Below are 19,059 nucleotides of genomic sequence, written 5' to 3' on the forward strand. Positions count from 1 at the left end.
AACAATGAACCTAAATACAAAAGCAAAAAAAGAAAACACTTACGATGCCATCGTCGTGGGATCGGGAATCAGCGGCGGTTGGGCTGCTAAGGAACTAAGTGAAAAAGGGTTGAAAACACTGGTGCTCGAGAGAGGCAGAAATGTGGAACATATCAAGGATTACCCTACCACCAACCTCAATCCTTGGGAAATGGAACACCATGGAAGAAAAACCAACGAAAACAAGGAAAAGCATCCTATTCAGAGTAAAATTTATGCGTTTAATGAAGCGACAGCGCATTTTTGGGTAAATGATCTGGAAAACCCATATAACCAAGTAAAACCTTATAACTGGATTCGAGGCTATCACATGGGAGGTAGGAGTATTATGTGGGGTCGGCAGTGCTACCGGTGGAGTGACCTGGATTTTGAAGCCAATGCCAAGGATGGCCACGGGGTGGACTGGCCTGTTCGCTACAAAGAGATCGAGCCATGGTATGACTATGTGGAAAAGTTCGTGGGGATAAGCGGCCAAAAAGCCAATTTACCTCAGCTTCCGGATAGCTGTTTTGTTCCAGCGATGGACATGAACTGCGTGGAGAAGCACGTTGCCCAGCGAATAAAAGAGCGATTTGATGACCGTACCATGATTATCGGCAGGGTGGCCAATACCACTGTGCCCCTCGATGGAAGAGGGCCGTGCCAGTTTAGGGATTTATGCTACAGAGGTTGTCCATTTGGAGGGTATTTCAGCAGTAACTCGGCAACCTTACCAGCCGCGATGATGACCGGAAACCTGACGCTGCGACCGTATTCTATTGTGACAGAGGTCTTGTATGACAAAGAAAAAGGAAAAGCGACGGGAGTACGGATCATGGATGATGAGACGAAAGAATATCAGGAATATTATGCTGATGTGATCTTTCTCAATGCTTCTACCTTGGGTACTTCTTGGATATTGCTGAATTCTGTTTCTGAGGCCTTTCCCAATGGCCTTGGCAATAGCAGCGAACAAGTGGGGCATAACCTGATGGACCATCACTATGGGGTAGGAGCCAGAGGGCAGTTTGATGGGTTTCAAGACAAATACTCCTTTGGCAAGCGCCCCAATGGGATCTATGTCCCGCGTTTCAGGAATTTAGGTGATAGTGCTTCCCAGCGGGATTACCTGCGGGGATTTGGCTATCAAGGAGGCGGCAACAGAGGACGAGGGACTGGTGGTGCGGCTGGAATAGGAGCCGACTTTAAGTTATCCAAAATGGTGCCTTCAGAAAATTGGAGTTTTAGTCTCCAGGGATTTGGCGAGCAACTGCCACATTATGAAAATAAGGCCAGTTTAAATCACGACAAACTAGATGCTAATGGGCTTCCTACGCTAGATATAGATTGCGAATTCAAAGAAAACGAACAGAAGATGCGCCAAGATATGCGCGAAAGTGCAGAAGAAATACTGGAAGCATCAGGAGCAATCAACATAGCTTCATTTGACGGAGCCCTTCCTCCCGGTCACTGTATCCATGAAATGGGAACCGCCAGGATGGGTAAAGACCCTAAAACCTCCGTCGTCAATAAGTATAACCAAATGCACGAGGTGCCAAACGTGTACATTACAGATGGCTCTTTTATGGCAAGTTCTGCCTGTCAAAACCCATCCCTTACCTATATGGCTTTTACCGCACGGGCATGTGATCATGCTGTGAAGGAATGGAAGAAAGGAAAGAGTTAGTGGTCTATGCTACAGTGTAAGTTGCTTATATGTTGGATTCAGGTATCCATGACGTTGTTAGTGGTAGTGGGTAAGTCGTCAGACCTATTGGCCGAAGAGAAAAGGCCGAATATCATATTTCTGATGACAGATGACCAACGCTGGGACAATATGGGCTGTTACGGCAGGCCTGAATTCAACACCCCTAATATCGATGCCCTGTCCAGGGCTGGAGTCACCTTTGATAAGGCCTATTATGCGGTGGCTATTTGTATGCCAAGCAGGGTCACGATGCTGACAGGACGTTACAATTCCAGCCACCAAGTGGGATTTGTGGCTCCCACAAACTATACCTTGTCCCAAGCGGATTTTCATAAAGGTTATCCAGCACTCTTAAAAGAGTCTGACTACCGTACTGGGTTTATTGGCAAAGTCGGATTTACAGTTACAAAAGAGGCCATCAGACCAAGTACCCAGAAAGTGCATAATTATAAGGAGCACATGGGCGAGGTCTTTGATTTTTTTGCAGGTAGCGAGACACACGATAGGAATGGCATCGTCATGTGGCCGGAAAATGACCCAGGACTCAAAGAAATTTTTAAAGAAGGACGGCAAAATTCAGGAAGGACCTTGAGAACAGGGGAGGCCATGTTACGGTTTCTGGACACCCAACCAGCGAGCCAGCCTTTCTGTCTCTCGGTGAGCTTTTATGCTGTAAAACATGATCAAAACAGGGATGTATTTTGGCCACATTATGAGCAGTTTAAAGAGCATGAGTTTTCCGTGCCGGATAATTGGGTGGAGGGAGACAATGAAGAGCTTCCTGCTGTGGTAAAGGAAAATGCCCGTGGTGTTCCCTTGCACCGTCAAAGGTCTTCCACACCAGCCTTGTACCAAAAACTCGTCAGGAGATTTGCTACGCAAGGGTATACAGTCGATGAGCAGGTGGGGTTATTGATGTCAAAATTGGAGGAGAAAGGAATCCTGGACAACACCATCATTATTTATACCAGTGATAATGGCCGCTTTCAGGGCGCACATGGTCTATATGATAAATGCCTGCTATATGAAGAGTCAGCCAAAGCACCTTTAATCGTTTACGATGGAAGGGTAGCAAAGGAAAAACGCGGCTTCAGGACAGATGCATTGGTGTCTTCTGTGGATATGGCTCCCACCATACTGTCTCTAGCAGGAGTGAAAATCCCTCAAAAAATGCAAGGAAAAGATTTTAGTGGAATCCTAAATCAAACCCAAGACCTGTCCAACTGGCGGGATGCGGTCTTTATGGAAGATTTATTTTTAGTGGATATGTTCAATGCACGGGGAAAAGACGATCTGGATGAAGCCAATGAAAAATTGATAAATGCCAATATGTCCTACCGAAGCCACGGAATAAGAACAGATCGGTTTAAATATTTTGTTTATTACGAACATACCCCTAAAGTTGAGGAATTATATGATCTGGAAAATGACCCTCTGGAGCAACATAATTTGGTAGATGATCCACGACATTCTGCAATACTGAAAAAATTACGCCAAAAAACCGAAAAAATCTATTTGGATATAAGTAATTAATAGTCAGTTGTTTGTTGGTGTATTTGTTGTGTTTATCAATGCATTGGGAAAAATTTTTTGAAAAAAAATAGCTTATATCTAAACAAACAGTTAGTTATCTGCGTTAGTAAAGGCAAATGGCACGGAATAAAAAATATGTTGAAGAGGAGGTCATTGAAAAGGCGATGACCCTCTTTTGGAAAAAAGGATACGAAACTACTTCGATGCAAGAACTAGAAAGTCAGATGGGAATAAATAAATTCTCGATCTATGCTAGTTTTGGCAACAAAAACGGTGTCTTTTTGGAAAGTTTAAAATGCTATAAACAGCAGCTGAACAGAATCTTAGCTAACCTTAAAGCGTCTGATAAAGGACTGCTGGGTATTAAGCAATATTTCTATGACTTTCTGGAATTTTCCAAAGAAGATAATAACTGGAGAGGTTGTCTAATAACCAATACAGCAATGGAGCTTGGAGATCGTGTAGAACCTGTGGTCAAAGAAGTACTTGTGGGTTTTATGGATGACGTCAAAAGTACATTTGCTGAAGCTTTGGCAAAGAAGGGAGATATAGACGAAGCATCAGTAGAAGAACAAGCAGATTACTTGATGGTGGCCATGTTTGGTCTTGCTTCGGCTTCCAAAGCGTTTTCACAATCACAGCTCCATAGCTATATCGAACAAACATTTAAAAAGGTCTAGGCCTTTTTTTACCCTATAACTAACTAATCGTTTAGAAATAAATTTCAAATCAATAAAACCAATTTTATTATGAGCACTACAGAAAAAAAAGCAGGTTTGACTATTCATACCTTAGATTCTGCACCGGAAGAAAGCAAATCACTACTAAAGAAATCCAATGACGCTTACGGATATGTACCTAATCTTCATGGCGTATTGGCAGGTTCACCGCAGCTTTTGGAAGCCTACCAGACCTTGCATCAGCTATTTACGGAAACTAGCTTTGACCAAACAGAGCTGACCGTGGTATGGCAGACCATTAATGTAGCGCATGAATGTCACTATTGTGTGCCGGCCCATACAGGGATAGCCCATGCGATGAATGTGGATGAGGAAATCATCGAAGCATTGCGTAACGGTACTAAATTGCCAGACGAAAAATTGCAGGTTCTTCATGAGACTACGCTGGCCATGGTCGAAGACAGAGGGGTACTGTCTGATGAGCAGCTTACTGCATTTTATGATGCGGGATACGATGAGAAAAACCTGATGGAAATTATTTTGGGACTTTCCCAAAAAGTCATCAGTAACTACACCAATCACATTGCTGAGACACCATTGGACAAGTCTTTTGAGAAATTCCGTTGGGAAAAGAAATAAACCCGGAGATGCATTGGCCGATATGTTTATGTTATGGCCTGCATCATCCTGTATAAACATTGGACTATAACATTGGGGGGCTTTCCCCTCAATGTTGTTTCTATATGGCTTTTAACCCGGATTATGCGTTAGGAATCGTAGTGAGAGCTGAAATTGCAAGAAAATCAGTTAGTTTGGAGGCATTAGCGTAGCCCCGCTACGGTAATGCCGAAAACTAAAGTGAAACGGCTGATTTTGAAGCAGTTTCAAGTCGCAACAGATAGGCTAATGCATATTCCGGGTTTAACAACAAGTTTTCTACCCGGTTTATGCATTAGGAATCGTAGTGAGGACTGAAAGTGCAATAAAATCAGCTAGTTTGGAGGTGTGAGCGTCCGCCGCCGCGGATCAGGTCGCAATACCTGTGCGCCGTGGCGTAGATAGACTAATGCATATTCGGGGTTCAATAACAGACCAAGATGAAAAAAACAGAAGTTCCAAGAAGGACGTTTATAAAAAAAGCTGGGCTCATAGGAGCATCAGGGCTTTTAATGCCTACTATTCTTAAAAGCAATTCGTTATCTGAAAACACTACAATCATGAACAGGCCAAAAGTACTTTTTTTTGATGTGAATGAAACCCTACTGGATTTGACATCCATGAAAGGAGCAGTAAGTGAAGTATTAGAGGGCAGGGATGATTTGCTTCCCTTGTGGTTTACGACGATGTTACAGTACTCGCTGGTAGTCTCTGCTTCTGGCCAATACGAACATTTCGGCGTCATAGGAGCGGCGGCCTTGCAAATGGTAGCCAAAAATGAAGGCATATCCGTAGATATAGAAAGAGCAAAAAGCGTCATTTCTTCTGAAATACAATCACTTCCGCCCCATCCAGAGGTAAAAGAAGCCTTGACATCTCTAAAAGATAACGGGTACAAATTGGTGTCATTTACCAATTCTTCCAATCAAGGGGTAAAGGCGCAATTTGAACATGCCGGCTTAACTCACTTTTTTGATGAGCGATTAAGTGTAGAAGATGTAGGCAAGTTTAAACCTTTTACGGAGACGTATGACTGGGGGGCTAAGAAAATGGGACTACAGCCGAAAGAATGTATGTTGGTAGCGGCCCATGGTTGGGATGTGGCTGGAGCACTTTGGGCTGGCTGGCGTGCTGCATTTATCGATAGGCCAGGCAAACAGCTGTTTCCTCTTGCTCCGGAAACAGAAATCCAAGCGCCAGACCTGAAACAAGTGGCAGATAAGCTTATCCAATACCAATAAACCTGATTGATACATAAGCAATCCTTATCGCCTGTCCCTACAGATGGTGTGAAATTTCCATCTAACACCGGAGAGCTTTTATATCATGGATTTTGTAGGGATAGAGGGAGTTGGTGAACTAGACCGTCAGCCTGCATGAGGGGAATGGTTTCTCACAGAAAGCACCGAAATCCCAGAAAGCCCTATTTCATTCTGGGGATTCTGTGCATTCCGTGAGAAGTAAAATCTACTAGCAAGAAAACGCATATTCAAAAATCAGAATTAAGATCTTGTTAAAAAATGCATGTCGAAATTATAAATAAGACATTTTTAGCTGATATTTTATAGTAAAACGTTTGAATAGGGCTTTGATGATGGTTTTATAGCAATGCAGTTCTGGAGTTATATAGAATTTTTAGTGAAAAAATATTTTGTGATTAAATGAAAACATAGTATGTTAGTACCTTAATAGAGCTAAACAAACTATCAATTGATCGGAATAAAAGACAAATATGTTACAGATGGCGTTTTAAACCTTTTTATCTGACCTTTTATTAAAACCTTTTATTAAAAGGTTTTAATAATGAGATTTAATTAATTTATCTATCAATAAACCCATGTTTATGAAAACAGAATGTTATACTAAAAGGAGACTGCTCCAAAAGGGGACAATAGGCATGTTCCTCTTAATGGCTATGGGCGGCACATCCTACAATCAAGTAATGGCCTCCCCAGGTGCTTTGAAAGAAGCGGTTGAGGTAAATAATACCGAAAGAGAGGTCAACGTAACAGGTACTGTGACAGCGGTAAGCGATGGCTTGCCATTGCCAGGGGTAACCGTAAAAGTAAAAGGTACCACAACCGGCACAGCTACAGATTTGGATGGAAAATATAGTCTTAATGTTCCTGATGAAGGGGCCGTACTCGTATTTTCTTTTGTGGGCTTTGAGTCGCAAGAAATCCCAGTAGAAGGTAGATCTGTGATCAATGTGGACCTTTCAGAAGACCTTGAAGACCTTAATGAAGTAGTGGTCGTGGGCTATGGTACACAAAATAAGGCATCTGTAAGTGGCTCGATCGCTACCGTAGGAGAGGATGCATTTGTCAGTCGAGCGGCTGCTAACCCACTGGCTGCGCTACAGGGCCAAGTACCGGGTATGTCGATTACGCGGTCTTCTGGTCAGCCGGGTGAAGAAGGTTATGATTTTAAGATCAGGGGACTGACTTCCTTAAATGCTACGGATCCATTGGTGATCGTCGATGATGTTCCTTACACCAATGCAGATGCGATCTCATCGCTAAATCCCAATGATATTGAGTCCATGACAGTGCTGAAAGATGCGTCTGCGGCCATTTATGGTGCCAGGGCTGCTGGAGGGGTTATCCTGATTACTACTAAAAAAGGAAAAACAGGTAAGCCTCAGGTGACTTTTAATACCCGGTTTACTTTAAAAACCCCCGGGCTGGACAAAACCCTGACCAATAGAAGACAATATTTTGAGATGTTTGATGAGGCCTCGGAAAACGACGGCGTTGCGAACAGATGGGACCAACAAGGGTATGGTGAATATTTCCTGAACGGTTATGATGGAGCTCTTTCTCCGACTGTTTTTGGTTTTGATTATCCTTATGACCAGACTTTTGCCGACAACAACTGGCAGGATGTACTCTGGGGAAATAATACGATGATGGCCAATAACCTTAGTATAGCCGGAAAAACGGATAAGTCAAACTACCGGATCTCCATTGGGCACATCGATGACCAAGGTCTTCTGCAGTGGGGAAACAACTCTGTCAAAAGGACCAGTGTTCGGGCTAACTATGGCATGGATATTACCGAAAAACTGAAAGTGTCTACCGTTTTGTCCTATGAGAGGGAGAAAACAGTAGAGCCTTCACTGATGGATAGAGTGTTGACAGATTTTGACCCTCCGTTTATTGCTTCAGAAAATCCATTGGGACAGCCCTATACTTGGATGAATGTGGCGACTCCAAACTGGTTGGCTGAGCTGGGAGGAGATAGCTATGTGACTAGAAATAGGCTTTCAGCTAACTTAAAGCTTGATTATGATGTAAATGAAGACCTGAAACTTGTAGGAGTGGGTGGTGCAAAATATTGGTCCAATGATTCAAAATATTGGGAAAATATCGTAACGTTTTACAATTGGGACGGCGTACCATTGGTCGATCAACCTTCTAGAAGTAGGGCAGGTCAAGGAAGTAATGTCACTAATTATTTCAATTATTCAGCGTATGCTGATTATAACAAAACATTGGGCAAGCATTATATCAACGTCATGGCAGGGGGATCTTTTGAGCAAAATGACTATGACGCTTTCAGTGCCTATCGATATGACTTGATTTCCAGTGAGATCCACACCTTAAATACCGGTGCGGCGGATCAACAATTTAATGATGCCACGGCTAATGCATGGGCGATCGGTTCAGCTTTCGGAAGGTTAAATTATGACTACGATGGCAAGTATTTCTTGGAAGCCAATGTAAGACATGATGGATCTTCTCGGTTTGCTCCAGGGTATCAGTGGGATACGTTTGGTGGGGTAATGGCCGCATGGAGGATATCCGAAGAGGACTTCATGAAAGGTGTAGGGTTTATCGATAACCTGAAGCTTAGGGCATCCTATGGTTCTGTGGGTAACCAAAGTGGTATTGGTCTGTACGATTATATCCCTAGTATCACATTGGGTAACAATTATTATCCTTTTGGTGAAAGTCCACAGTTTATCAATGCGGCAGTTACATCAGGGCTGGTAAGCCTTGACCGTACTTGGGAAAGAGTAATTACCAAAAATATCGGGGTTGATTTTGGAGTCCTTGGCAACAGGCTGACAGGTAGTTTTGACTATTTCGTTAAGGATAACCCAAATATGCTGGTGGGCGTTACGTATCCGGCAGTTTTGGGGGACAATGCCCCAGATACCAACTCCGGTCACCTGAAGACCTGGGGATATGAAGCTGTTTTGGGCTGGAGAGACAAGGTGGGTGATTTTAGCTATCACATTGACCTAGTGTATTTTGATAACCGTACGGAGTTATTATCCATGGAAGGTGCTGATTCATATCAGGCTGGTTATGTAAGGACCAGAGAAGGCTATCCTATCAACTCCTATTTTGGTTATATCTCAGATGGCTTTATTACCTCAGAAGATGAGTTGGCAGAATACATGACGATGCCAGGTGTTCCGCAACAACTTGCGTTAGGCGACGCCAAGTACAAGGACCTTGACGGAAATGGAAGGATCAATGTCTATGGAGAGAATGAAGGCGAAGAGGGCGACGTGGTTTTCTTGGGAGATTCTGACCCCCACCATAACTTCTCCCTTAATACAGGCTTCAATTGGAAGAATTTTGATTTTACGGCCATTTTCCAAGGGGTAGCACAGCGTGATGTGATAAGAGATCCCGGTAATACGTTAAGTTCCCCTTTCAGAAGATGGTGGAAAAACCAAAACTCTCTCTTCTATGACAATACTTGGAGCGAAGAAAGACCAAATGCCCCTTACCCAAGATTGACCCTGAACGGTGGAGTGAGGAGCTGGAACTATAACGCATCGGATAGACTGATACAAAGTGGGGCCTATATGAGGCTTAAAAACTTGATTGTCGGTTATTCTTTGCCACAGTCTGTATTGGATAAGATCAAAATCCAGAAAGTACGTGTCTACTTCAATGGTACTGATATATGGGAAACAACCGGAATCAAAGATGGTTTTGACCCAGAAAAGAATATTAATAGTAACGTGTCATATTATCCGTTCTACAGAACGTACACTCTCGGATTGGACATTACCTTTTAAACCCAACAAATAACAAAGACAATGAAATCAATATATAAATATATCTTCAGTATAGGGGTTTTGGTTGGCTTTTCAGGCTGTTCAGACCAACTGGAACTGCTGCCGGAAGATCAGCTGTCAGAGGCGACCTTCTGGAAAACCCCTGCGGATTTTAAGCAAGCTGCCAATAATTTCTATTTCTATTTTCCCCGTCCGCAGGACCTGACTACGGTCAATGCCGAATCGGATATAGAAACAGACGAAATCCGGAATGACATCAGTTCAGGGATCAATGTGATCCCTACCAGTGACAATAGGTGGGGAAGAGCTTATGAAAGACTAAGGGATATTAACATCCTCTTAAGACAAGCTGGTGAATATCCTAATCCAGAAGAGCTAAACCAATACGTAGGAGAGGCCCACTTTTTCCGGGCATACGTTAATTTCGATTTGTTCAAGGTTTTTGGAAGGTACGTCATCGTAAACAGTGTATTGGATGTCGATTCTCCTGAGTTGATGGCTGGCAGAAATACAAGGGAAGAATCTGCCAACAATATCATTGAGGATTTGGAGGCGGCCATCCCATTACTTCCATTGGAAAGCGAAATTCCCGGCACCGATAAAGGAAGAGTGAGCTCCCAGTCTGCGCAGGCATTACTTTCCAGAGTAGCGCTGTTTGAAGGTACTTGGCAGAAATTCCGCGGAAATACTGACCGTGCCAATGCCTTATTGGATAAAGCTGCCAATGCCGCTGAAGGCGTGATGGAAGCAGGGGAACATGAGCTTTTTAAAGGATTGGGAGAGGAAAGTTACCGTTACCTTTTCGTGATGAACGGCCCTGAGAGCAATCCAGGTGGCCTGACCAAAAATGACCTCAAAGAGCATGTTATTGTAGCCAAATACGATCAACTGATCAGAAAGCAAGGAGGGAATATTTCCCATTCCATGCACAGCTACCATAAGTCACCTACCAAAAAACTCTTGGACATGTACTTGTGTGAAGATGGGCTGCCAATTTCGATGTCACCACTGTACAAGGATGGTAATCCCAATGATCCAGCTATCGATGCAGAGTTTGTGAACAGGGATCTAAGGCTTCAAAATAGCTTTAGAATACCGTTCCACACTTACTACCCGAGAGCTGAAGAAACTTACTACGAGCCTGAGTTAGGAACCAATACCCTTACTGGTTATAACTGGATCAAGTTTGTGAGTATAGAAGATATCGAAAGTGGCGAAGAAGGTTTTGATTCTCCTATTTTACGGTATGCAGAAGTATTGTTAAACTATGCAGAGGCGGTATTTGAAAGAGACGGAATGATCAGCGATGCAGATTTGAACAGATCGATCAATGTAGTTCGTGACAGGGTGGACATGCCGGCATTGACCAATGCTTTTGTTACCAGCAATGGCTTGGATATGCGAACAGAAATCAGAAGGGAAAGAACAGTGGAACTGGCTTCTGAGGGACAGCGGCTATTGGATCTGAAAAGATGGAAAACGGCCGAAGTAGAAATGCCGATGGATATGATGGGCGTTAAGATCACAGGGACCAATTTTGAAGATGATCCAGATGCGGTCTATCCAGGATTGAAAGATGGCTTCTTGTTGTTTCAGGATGCTTCTACTAGACACTGGGAAGACAAGCATTACTTGGATCCATTGCCCCAAGATCAGCTTAACTTAAACAGAAACTTGGAGCAAAATCCAGGATGGTAACGAAATAGTTTTGTCAAGAGCCTCTGATTGCTCCCTATTTGGGAGTGGTCAGGGGTTCTTTTTTTGTTCCACCTAGAATATGCATTAGTCTATCTATTACGGTCTGAAACCCTAGCTGTTCGAGATTTGTAATCTCGAACCGAGATAAAGGGGATTTGAAATCCCCCTAGGCCATTTGTGAACAGCGCAGACATCAATAAGGATATAGGTTTTCAACAACTTACACTAGCCTGACGGCTATGAGCGGCCAGATAGGTTCACCATCGCGGTGCTATGCCTCCATCTCCAATCAGCTTGATTTTATTGCAGTTTCACACCGTCTCTACATCCTTCGGGATAGACCATGACGATTCCTAAATCGGGATAAAACGATATTTGATTATACACTTTATTGCCAGTAGGTTTTATTTCTCACGGAACACACAGAACTCCCAGAATGAAATAAGGCTTTTCTGAGATTTCCATGTTTTCTGTGAGCACCTATTTAATTTCCCTGTGATTACTGGTATCATTGAGGATAATCATAAAACGATAAGCAAAATGAAACCGTGAACCGACAAAAATTAGTTTTTATTTTTCTACTGATGTTGTCCGCTCAGCCTGTGATCAGCCAATCACCCGAAAAGTGGATCAATGCAGGAGTAAGTGGAAATACATCTGTTGATCTGCTGGATCGGCTTGACAGGGATGTGTTGTCGCAGCACCCTGATTGGGTAGTGATGATGGTGGGGACCAATGATATGCTGAACTCTTCTAAAATGGTGGACATAAAAGATTACAGATACAATCTAACCGAACTCACCAAACGGATGTTGTCGGCAGGAATAGAGGTGATTTTGATGAGTCCTCCTCCAGTGGATACAACTTATTTGTTTCTTAGACATTCACCAGGCAGTTTTCAAGTATCTCCAAATGCCAAGATTGATACAGTAAAACAACTTATGCAGGCAACAGCTAAAAGAGAAGGGTGCGGTTTCTTTGACTTGAACCAGCAATTCACCATCAATCACCTTCCGCAACACAATAAAGATTCCCTGATCCGAAACGAGAACAATAGCAACACCAAAGACGGAGTCCACTTGACCAGTCTTGGGTACCGTTTTGTAGCAGACGGCCTGTATGAATACCTAGCAGGTGAAAAGATCTTATTGAAGGGGAGCTAAGGTGGTGTTTTTTGGGGATTCACTCACCAAAGGAGTGGGCGACACTGAAAACACAAAAGCCAACCTAAAAGGCTACCCCGCTTACCTTTGGAGAAGGTTGGACCAAGATCAATTTCGTAATAAAGACTGAAATATGAAGATTAAACCACTAACTTCCAGAACTATGACAACTAGACTCAAAAAAATTCCTTTTTATGTACTGATCATTTGTCTGACCACCAGTTTGGTGAGTATGTCCATGAAGATGATCGACACCAAGGAAGTGTTGGATTACTGTATCGGTAAGGTAAAGGGCAGCTTGGAACAGCTCACAGCGTATGATCGTTTTCCTAGAAATATTCCCGAAGGGGAGAAGCATTGGGAAACTGTCGACGTAAGGGACTGGACCAGCGGGTTTTGGCCAGGTGTGTTGTGGTACAGCTATGAGTACACAGGCGATGATGAGCTTAGACGTCAAGCTGAAAAATACACTGCACCCTTAGAGGTGATCTCAAAAAGTGCTGCACGTGACCATGATATAGGGTTTATGATGTATTGCAGCTATGGTAATGGCTACAGGCTTACCGGAAATCCGAAATACAAACAAGTGCTGTTAGCTTCTGCTGACACCTTGGCCACACTCTTTAATCCTGCTGTGGGTACGATCCATTCATGGCCAAGCAAGCCCCAATACCCCCATAATACGATCATTGATAATATGATGAATTTGGAACTGTTGTTCTGGGCGGCGAAGAACGGAGGAGACCAGCGGCTGTATGACATCGCAAAAAGCCATGCTGAAGTAACCATGGACAACCTCATTCGAGAAGACTATTCCATTTATCATTTGGGCTCTTTTGATGATAAAACAGGCGAGTTTATCGAAGGAAAAACCCATCAAGGCTATGCCGACGAATCCATGTGGGCACGCGGTCAGACATGGGGAATATATGGCTTCACCATTTGTTATCGGGAAACACAGGAAGAAAAATTCCTCGAAACTGCCCAAAAGCTGGCTGACCGATTTATAGAGCGATTGCCCCAAGACGTTGTTCCGTATTGGGATTTTGATGATCCAGGAATCCCTAATGTTCCCAAAGATGCTTCTGCAGCAGCTATAGCCGCCTCCGCCTTATTAGAGCTATCCCAACTGGTCAGGGATAAGGCAGTAAGGGAAAAGTACCAAGAGGTGGCCGTTAACTTACTTGATAAACTGGCATCCAGCAGGTACAGGGCGGGAGATAAGAATGATGCCATTTTGTTACATTCCACAGGACACATGCCTAGAAAATCCGAGGTAGATGTACCTATTGTATATGCGGATTACTATTTTATGGAGGCCTTGCTGAAGTTACGTTCCATGGATCTTTGACCCCAACGCTAGGTTTTAGAATTGGGATTTTATGAATTCTGATAACCCAAAATTACAACATACATGAAAAATCAACTTATTGGATTAATGATACTGCTGTCCACGGCAATGACCAGTTTTGGCGGCACTTTGGAAAAGCCCATCGACAAAGAGGCTGATGTGATTATTTATGGTGGCACTTCTGCTGCGGTCACCGCAGCGGTCCAAGTGGTGAGGATGGGAAAATCAGTGATTATAGTTTCTCCAGATGAGCATTTGGGCGGATTGTCCGCCGGTGGGCTGGGATTTAGTGATACAGGCAATAAGGAAACGATAGGTGGGCTTTCCCGTGAGTTTTATCAGCGGGTTTATGACTATTACGATCAGGAAGAGACCTGGGAATGGCAAAAGAAATCCGAGTATGGCAACAAAGGCCAAGGCACCCCTGCCATAGATGGTGATAAGCGGACGATGTGGATCTTTGAACCGCATATAGCAGAACAGGTATTTGAGGATTTTATCCGTGAAAACCAAATCGAAGTTTACCGAGATGAATGGCTGGATCGGGAAAAGGGAGTAATAGGAGAAGACGGAGGTATCCAGTCGATTACGACCCTGAGTGGTAAGAAATTTATTGGAAAGGTATTTATCGATGCTACGTATGAAGGAGACCTCATGGCCAGTGCCGGAGTTTCCTATATGGTAGGAAGGGAGTCAAATGAACGATACGACGAAAACTGGAACGGAGTACAAACAGGTGTGCTCCATCACGACCATTGGTTCAAGAGTGATATCTCTCCGTATGTGGTGCCGGGAGACCCCCTTAGCGGTGTACTGCCATTGATATCTGTAGCGGATCCAGGGGAGAAAGGCGAGGGAGATCATAGGATCCAGGCATATTGTTTTCGGTTGTGCATGACTGATTTGCCGGAAAACAGGGTGCCATTTCCCCAACCAGAGAATTATGATCCTTCCCAGTATGAGCTGATGTTACGGGTGTTTCAGTCAGGATGGAGAGAAACATTTACGAAATTTGACCCTGTCCCAAACAGAAAAACAGATACCAATAACCATGGGCCATTTAGCAGTGATAATATAGGTAAGAACTACGACTATCCTGATGCTAGTTATGAAAGGAGAGAAGAGATCATCAAACAACATGAAAATTATCAAAAGGGCATGTTGTACTTTATGGCCAATGACCCTAGAATGCCCAGTGATGTTCGGGAAGAGGTGAGCCAATGGGGACTGGCCAAAGACGAATTTGTGGACAATGACAATTGGCCACATCAACTGTACATTAGAGAGGCACGTCGGATGATAGGTAAATATGTGCTTACTGAACATGATGTGACCTTAAAGTACGACACCCCCGATCCAATAGGCATGGGGTCTTATACCATTGATTCCCATAATGTGCAGCGCTATATCAAACCAGATGGCTTTGTTCAGAATGAAGGTGATATCGGGGTACACCTTAAAGCACCTTATAAGATCGCTTTTGGCTCTATTTTACCTAAGGAAAAGGAATGTACCAACCTGCTGGTGCCTGTATGTGTGTCTGCTTCCCATACGGCTTTTGGCTCGGTGAGGATGGAGCCAGTGTTCATGATTTTGGGCCAAAGTGCTGCTACGGCAGCTGTTTTGAGTATTGAAAGCGGTGAAGGACTCCATCAACTTGACTATGAAAAACTAAAAGGGCAATTGGAGGAAGATGGCCAAGTGCTCAATTATGAAAAGTAAAGCAATGTATTGGCTGATGTACATCAAATTATAGCCGTTTTTGGTTTTCCGGGAATATGCGCTGTTTGTTTTTTTTAAATACGGTGACATGCCTTATATTGCAAGAATAATAAAACGATTTAATGATAGACCCAATAATTCCATGAAGGCTAAAAACTTAGGATTGTCAATTCTGATGGCGAGTTGTTTGTCCATTTCGATTTCTCTATGTCAGGGACAGAACATGATATCAAGTCACCTTGATGCGGCACCTGTGCAAGGAGGTTTGGAAATGGAAGACTACTGGGTATGGGGAAGTGCTGTAATAAAGGGCGATGACGACCAATACCACATGTATGCTTCCCGATGGCCGAAGTACCTTCCTTTTCACCCAGGGTGGATGATTGCCTCAGAGATAGTGCATGCCGTTTCTGATCGTCCTGAGGGACCTTACGAATTTAAAGATGTGGCTTTGGGAGCAAGAGGGCCACAGTATTGGGATGGTCGATCCTGTCACAATCCCAAAATAGTAAAATACAAGGACACCTATATCTTGTATTATATGGGATCTACGCACCCATTTGAAGAAGTCACCACTGATAATGTGGATAAGTTTGACTTATCAAGTAAATGGTGCATCACCGGACGTTGGAGGAAGCGGATCGGTATAGCGACCTCAAAAAGCCCCTACGGTCCTTGGAAGAGGAGGGATGCGACGATACTGGATGTGGCACCAGATACGTTTTATAGCTTTCTGACTTCCAATCCGTCGCCGCTAATCAAGGAGGATGGTTCAGTGGTGCTGCTTTTTAAAGGAAGGGGATATAGAGAAGATGGGATTACCCATGGAGATATGAGCATCGGTGTGGCCACGGCACCTTCTTTTGATGGGCCCTATACCGTCCAAGGAGATAAGCCACTTTTTTCGGTGGATCATTTGGGAGAAATAGAAGATCCGCATATTTGGGGAGATGAAGATGGGTATCATATGGTGGCCAAGGACCAAAGAGGGGGCATAACCGGCCATCAAGGGGATGGCCTAATAGCACATTCCGAAGATGGTATTCACTGGGAAGTAGATCCCGACCCAAAAGCATATACCAAAACAGTAGTTTGGGATAATGGTAAAACGATAAAACAGGGGCAATTGGAGCGCCCATTTGTGCTGGTGGAAGAAGGGCAGCCGACACACATTTTCTTTGCTACGATGGACGGGCCAGGAGGTTTTTCCAATGGGACCAAGACATGGAATATGGTCATTCCCATTACCAAAGATTAAGTTGCTCTTTTTAAGCTGGTTAAAAAATTGAAATTATACATCTAACTAATAACAGAAAATGAAACGTTTCATACCTTATGTGCTTTCCTTGGCCTTGCTGGGACAGGGAGCATGTTCAACAAATAATAAAACAGAGGAAAAAGAACAAGCCGTAGTGACGGAAGAAGCATTGCCAGATGATGAGCGAATGGCTTGGTGGCGGGATGCTGGATTTGGAATGTTTATCCACTGGGGACTTTATTCTATCCCAGCGGGAATATACAAAGGAGACACTGTCCGAGGCAATGCCGAATGGATCATGGACAAGCTGGATATTCCTGTAGAGGAGTATGAAAAATTCGCAGGACAGTTTAACCCAGTCAAATTTGATGCAGACCAATGGGTAAAAATAGCCAAAGATGCAGGCATGAAATACATCGTGATCACTACCAAACACCATGAGGGATTTTGCCTGTGGGATTCTGAGATCACCGATTATGATATCATGGATGCGAGCCCTTTCAAAAGAGACATCCTTGCAGAACTTGCTGAAGCCTGTGAAAAAGAAGGTATCAAATTGTGCTTTTACCATTCCATTGTGGATTGGCACCATCCGCAGGCCCAAGCTCCATTGTATCCCAATTATAATGCGGGCCAAAAGGACTCCACGGTGTTTAATCCGGAATTTTCCAAATACTATGACAATTACCTAAAACCCCAAATTAAAGAGCTCTTGACCAATTATGGTGAAGTAGGCGTGGTGTGGTTTGATGGTGACTGGATACCGGACTATACCACCGAAATGGGTAAAGAGCTGTATAGTTTTATCAGGGATATCCAGCCAAACACTATCGTGAACAACAGGGTGGATAAAGGAAGAACCGGAATGAGCGGCATGAACAAAGAAGGAAGCTTTGCAGGGGATTTTGGCACTCCAGAAAAAGAAATTCCTGATACCGGGATAGAGGGTGTAGACTGGGAGTCATGCCTTACCATGAACAATACTTGGGGCTTCAAAACCACGGATCATAATTGGAAAAGCTCAGAGACTTTGGTGCAAGATTTGGTGGACATTGTGTCCAAGGGAGGTAATTTACTATTGAATGTAGGTCCGACGTCAGAAGGTGAGATCCCAAGTCCAAGCGTGGAAAGGTTAGCAGTGATGGGAGATTGGCTAGATGCTAATGGTGAATCCATCTATGGAGCTGAGGCTAGTCCTTTTTCTAGGCCAGACTGGGGAAGATATACCAGCAAAGATGGAGTGATCTATGCCCATGTTTTTGATATCCCTAATGACAGGACGATCAGTGTACATCCAGACATAGCAATTTCTTCTGCTACTTTATTGGCTTCACCAGATCAAGCAGTGGAGGTGGATAAGGAACAGCATCGCCTGAGGCTTCCTGAAGGAATAGAAGATGAAGCAGTTACCGTAATTAAAATACAGTAATAACCCACAGCCAGATAATAGTCCCTGGAGCCTTTGGTCTTCAGGGACTTTTTTTGTCCTTTTTTCAACTCGGGTTATCTTGGTTTATGGATCAAGCCGTATTTATGTGAGGCGATAAATTTCTTTATTTATCAGAACAATGATACGCCACTAAGGCTCCAAGGCACAAAGCAATTATAAATCCCTTTCAGTACAGGTTCCAGCTTGCACTTGGTGCCTTTGGGACTATGTGGCCCTTTTATTTTTCGTGTTTTTACCATTAACAAACTGGCAGTCCCCAGCTTTTACGCTTGGTCCTGGTTGGACCAAGCAAAATATCCTGGGGAATAATTTTGGACATACTTCCTTGAATTTTTTTTCTTATTGATCATTGAAAAAAGCGCTATTGGTGTGCAAAGGGTTTTAGCGTGAATTTATAAGCGCTAGGAAGATGATTGCTGCTAAAACAATAAGGTTATTTGTGATGTTTACCATGGGCGTTGTCTATGGCTAAGTTTGTTACGCCCTTTCAGGGCTTGTTTATACTACTTGGCTATTCCATTTAAAGAAAATCTGATTATAGGCTTTATTGCCAGTAGCTTTTATTTCTCACGGAACCCACAGAACACCCAGAATGAAGCAAGGCTTATCTGGGATTTCCAATGTACAAATCGGGGGAAAGTGCCAGCGGCACGATAAATTTAGTAACCTGCGGATTCATCCGCAAGAGCTTAAGCTCTCCTCAACCTCCCGAAGGAGTGCCAGCGGAACGGATGATAGCTATGCCTACACGAAAATTGTTTCCCTTCAAAACACTAAACGCGT

12 protein-coding genes are annotated in these 19,059 nt (G+C 43.6%); all 12 read left to right on the forward strand.

The window, feature by feature from the left end:
- Positions 1–4 precede the first annotated feature (4 nt).
- The 12 genes from DN752_RS22850 to DN752_RS22905 all read left to right on the forward strand — a co-directional run bounded on the left by DN752_RS22850 (position 5) and on the right by DN752_RS22905 (position 18,255).
- Complete coding sequence (locus tag DN752_RS22850) at positions 5–1,705, forward strand: GMC oxidoreductase (RefSeq protein ID WP_112786678.1); 1,701 nt, start codon at positions 5–7, stop codon at positions 1,703–1,705.
- A gap of 48 nt (positions 1,706–1,753) precedes the next feature.
- Positions 1,754–3,259, forward strand: a complete 1,506-nt coding sequence (locus DN752_RS22855) for a sulfatase-like hydrolase/transferase (protein ID WP_112786123.1) — start codon at positions 1,754–1,756, stop codon at positions 3,257–3,259.
- A gap of 116 nt (positions 3,260–3,375) precedes the next feature.
- Positions 3,376–3,939 (forward strand): TetR/AcrR family transcriptional regulator, encoded by a 564-nt coding sequence (locus tag DN752_RS22860; RefSeq protein ID WP_112786124.1) that lies wholly within the window; start codon positions 3,376–3,378, stop codon positions 3,937–3,939.
- A gap of 69 nt (positions 3,940–4,008) precedes the next feature.
- Positions 4,009–4,578: a carboxymuconolactone decarboxylase family protein gene (locus tag DN752_RS22865; protein WP_112786125.1), complete on the forward strand. Its 570-nt coding sequence runs from the start codon at positions 4,009–4,011 to the stop codon at positions 4,576–4,578.
- A gap of 458 nt (positions 4,579–5,036) precedes the next feature.
- Positions 5,037–5,837: a haloacid dehalogenase type II gene (locus DN752_RS22870; protein WP_112786126.1), complete on the forward strand. Its 801-nt coding sequence runs from the start codon at positions 5,037–5,039 to the stop codon at positions 5,835–5,837.
- Between the two features lie 602 nt (positions 5,838–6,439).
- Positions 6,440–9,634 (forward strand): SusC/RagA family TonB-linked outer membrane protein, encoded by a 3,195-nt coding sequence (locus DN752_RS22875; protein WP_162633330.1) that lies wholly within the window; start codon positions 6,440–6,442, stop codon positions 9,632–9,634.
- A 21-nt stretch (positions 9,635–9,655) separates the two neighbouring features.
- Complete coding sequence (locus DN752_RS22880; RefSeq protein ID WP_112786128.1) at positions 9,656–11,332, forward strand: RagB/SusD family nutrient uptake outer membrane protein; 1,677 nt, start codon at positions 9,656–9,658, stop codon at positions 11,330–11,332.
- Positions 11,333–11,880: 548 nt separating this feature from the next.
- Complete coding sequence (locus DN752_RS22885; protein ID WP_162633331.1) at positions 11,881–12,495, forward strand: SGNH/GDSL hydrolase family protein; 615 nt, start codon at positions 11,881–11,883, stop codon at positions 12,493–12,495.
- 163 nt (positions 12,496–12,658) lie between these two features.
- Complete coding sequence (locus tag DN752_RS22890; protein WP_112786130.1) at positions 12,659–13,846, forward strand: glycoside hydrolase family 88 protein; 1,188 nt, start codon at positions 12,659–12,661, stop codon at positions 13,844–13,846.
- A 63-nt stretch (positions 13,847–13,909) separates the two neighbouring features.
- Positions 13,910–15,568: an FAD-dependent oxidoreductase gene (locus DN752_RS22895; RefSeq protein WP_112786131.1), complete on the forward strand. Its 1,659-nt coding sequence runs from the start codon at positions 13,910–13,912 to the stop codon at positions 15,566–15,568.
- Positions 15,569–15,710: 142 nt separating this feature from the next.
- Positions 15,711–16,826 carry a glycoside hydrolase family protein gene (locus tag DN752_RS22900; RefSeq protein ID WP_112786132.1) on the forward strand — a complete coding sequence of 372 codons (1,116 nt, stop codon included), beginning with the start codon at positions 15,711–15,713 and terminating at the stop codon, positions 16,824–16,826.
- 58 nt (positions 16,827–16,884) lie between these two features.
- Positions 16,885–18,255, forward strand: a complete 1,371-nt coding sequence (locus DN752_RS22905; protein WP_112786133.1) for an alpha-L-fucosidase — start codon at positions 16,885–16,887, stop codon at positions 18,253–18,255.
- The last annotated feature ends 804 nt before the right edge of the window (positions 18,256–19,059 follow it).

Origin of the sequence: Echinicola strongylocentroti (assembly GCF_003260975.1) — a bacterium.
Classification (GTDB): domain Bacteria; phylum Bacteroidota; class Bacteroidia; order Cytophagales; family Cyclobacteriaceae; genus Echinicola; species Echinicola strongylocentroti.

What these genes read in the sequence shown, in the direction of transcription:
- DN752_RS22850 (WP_112786678.1), top strand. Translation starts at nt 5, where the DNA reads ATGAACCTAAATACAAAAGCAAAAAAAGAAAACACTTACGATGCCATC.
- DN752_RS22855 (WP_112786123.1), top strand. Translation starts at nt 1,754, where the DNA reads ATGACGTTGTTAGTGGTAGTGGGTAAGTCGTCAGACCTATTGGCCGAA.
- DN752_RS22860 (WP_112786124.1), top strand. Translation starts at nt 3,376, where the DNA reads ATGGCACGGAATAAAAAATATGTTGAAGAGGAGGTCATTGAAAAGGCG.
- DN752_RS22865 (WP_112786125.1), top strand. Translation starts at nt 4,009, where the DNA reads ATGAGCACTACAGAAAAAAAAGCAGGTTTGACTATTCATACCTTAGAT.
- DN752_RS22870 (WP_112786126.1), top strand. Translation starts at nt 5,037, where the DNA reads ATGAAAAAAACAGAAGTTCCAAGAAGGACGTTTATAAAAAAAGCTGGG.
- DN752_RS22875 (WP_162633330.1), top strand. Translation starts at nt 6,440, where the DNA reads ATGAAAACAGAATGTTATACTAAAAGGAGACTGCTCCAAAAGGGGACA.
- DN752_RS22880 (WP_112786128.1), top strand. Translation starts at nt 9,656, where the DNA reads ATGAAATCAATATATAAATATATCTTCAGTATAGGGGTTTTGGTTGGC.
- DN752_RS22890 (WP_112786130.1), top strand. Translation starts at nt 12,659, where the DNA reads ATGACAACTAGACTCAAAAAAATTCCTTTTTATGTACTGATCATTTGT.
- DN752_RS22895 (WP_112786131.1), top strand. Translation starts at nt 13,910, where the DNA reads ATGAAAAATCAACTTATTGGATTAATGATACTGCTGTCCACGGCAATG.
- DN752_RS22900 (WP_112786132.1), top strand. Translation starts at nt 15,711, where the DNA reads ATGAAGGCTAAAAACTTAGGATTGTCAATTCTGATGGCGAGTTGTTTG.
- DN752_RS22905 (WP_112786133.1), top strand. Translation starts at nt 16,885, where the DNA reads ATGAAACGTTTCATACCTTATGTGCTTTCCTTGGCCTTGCTGGGACAG.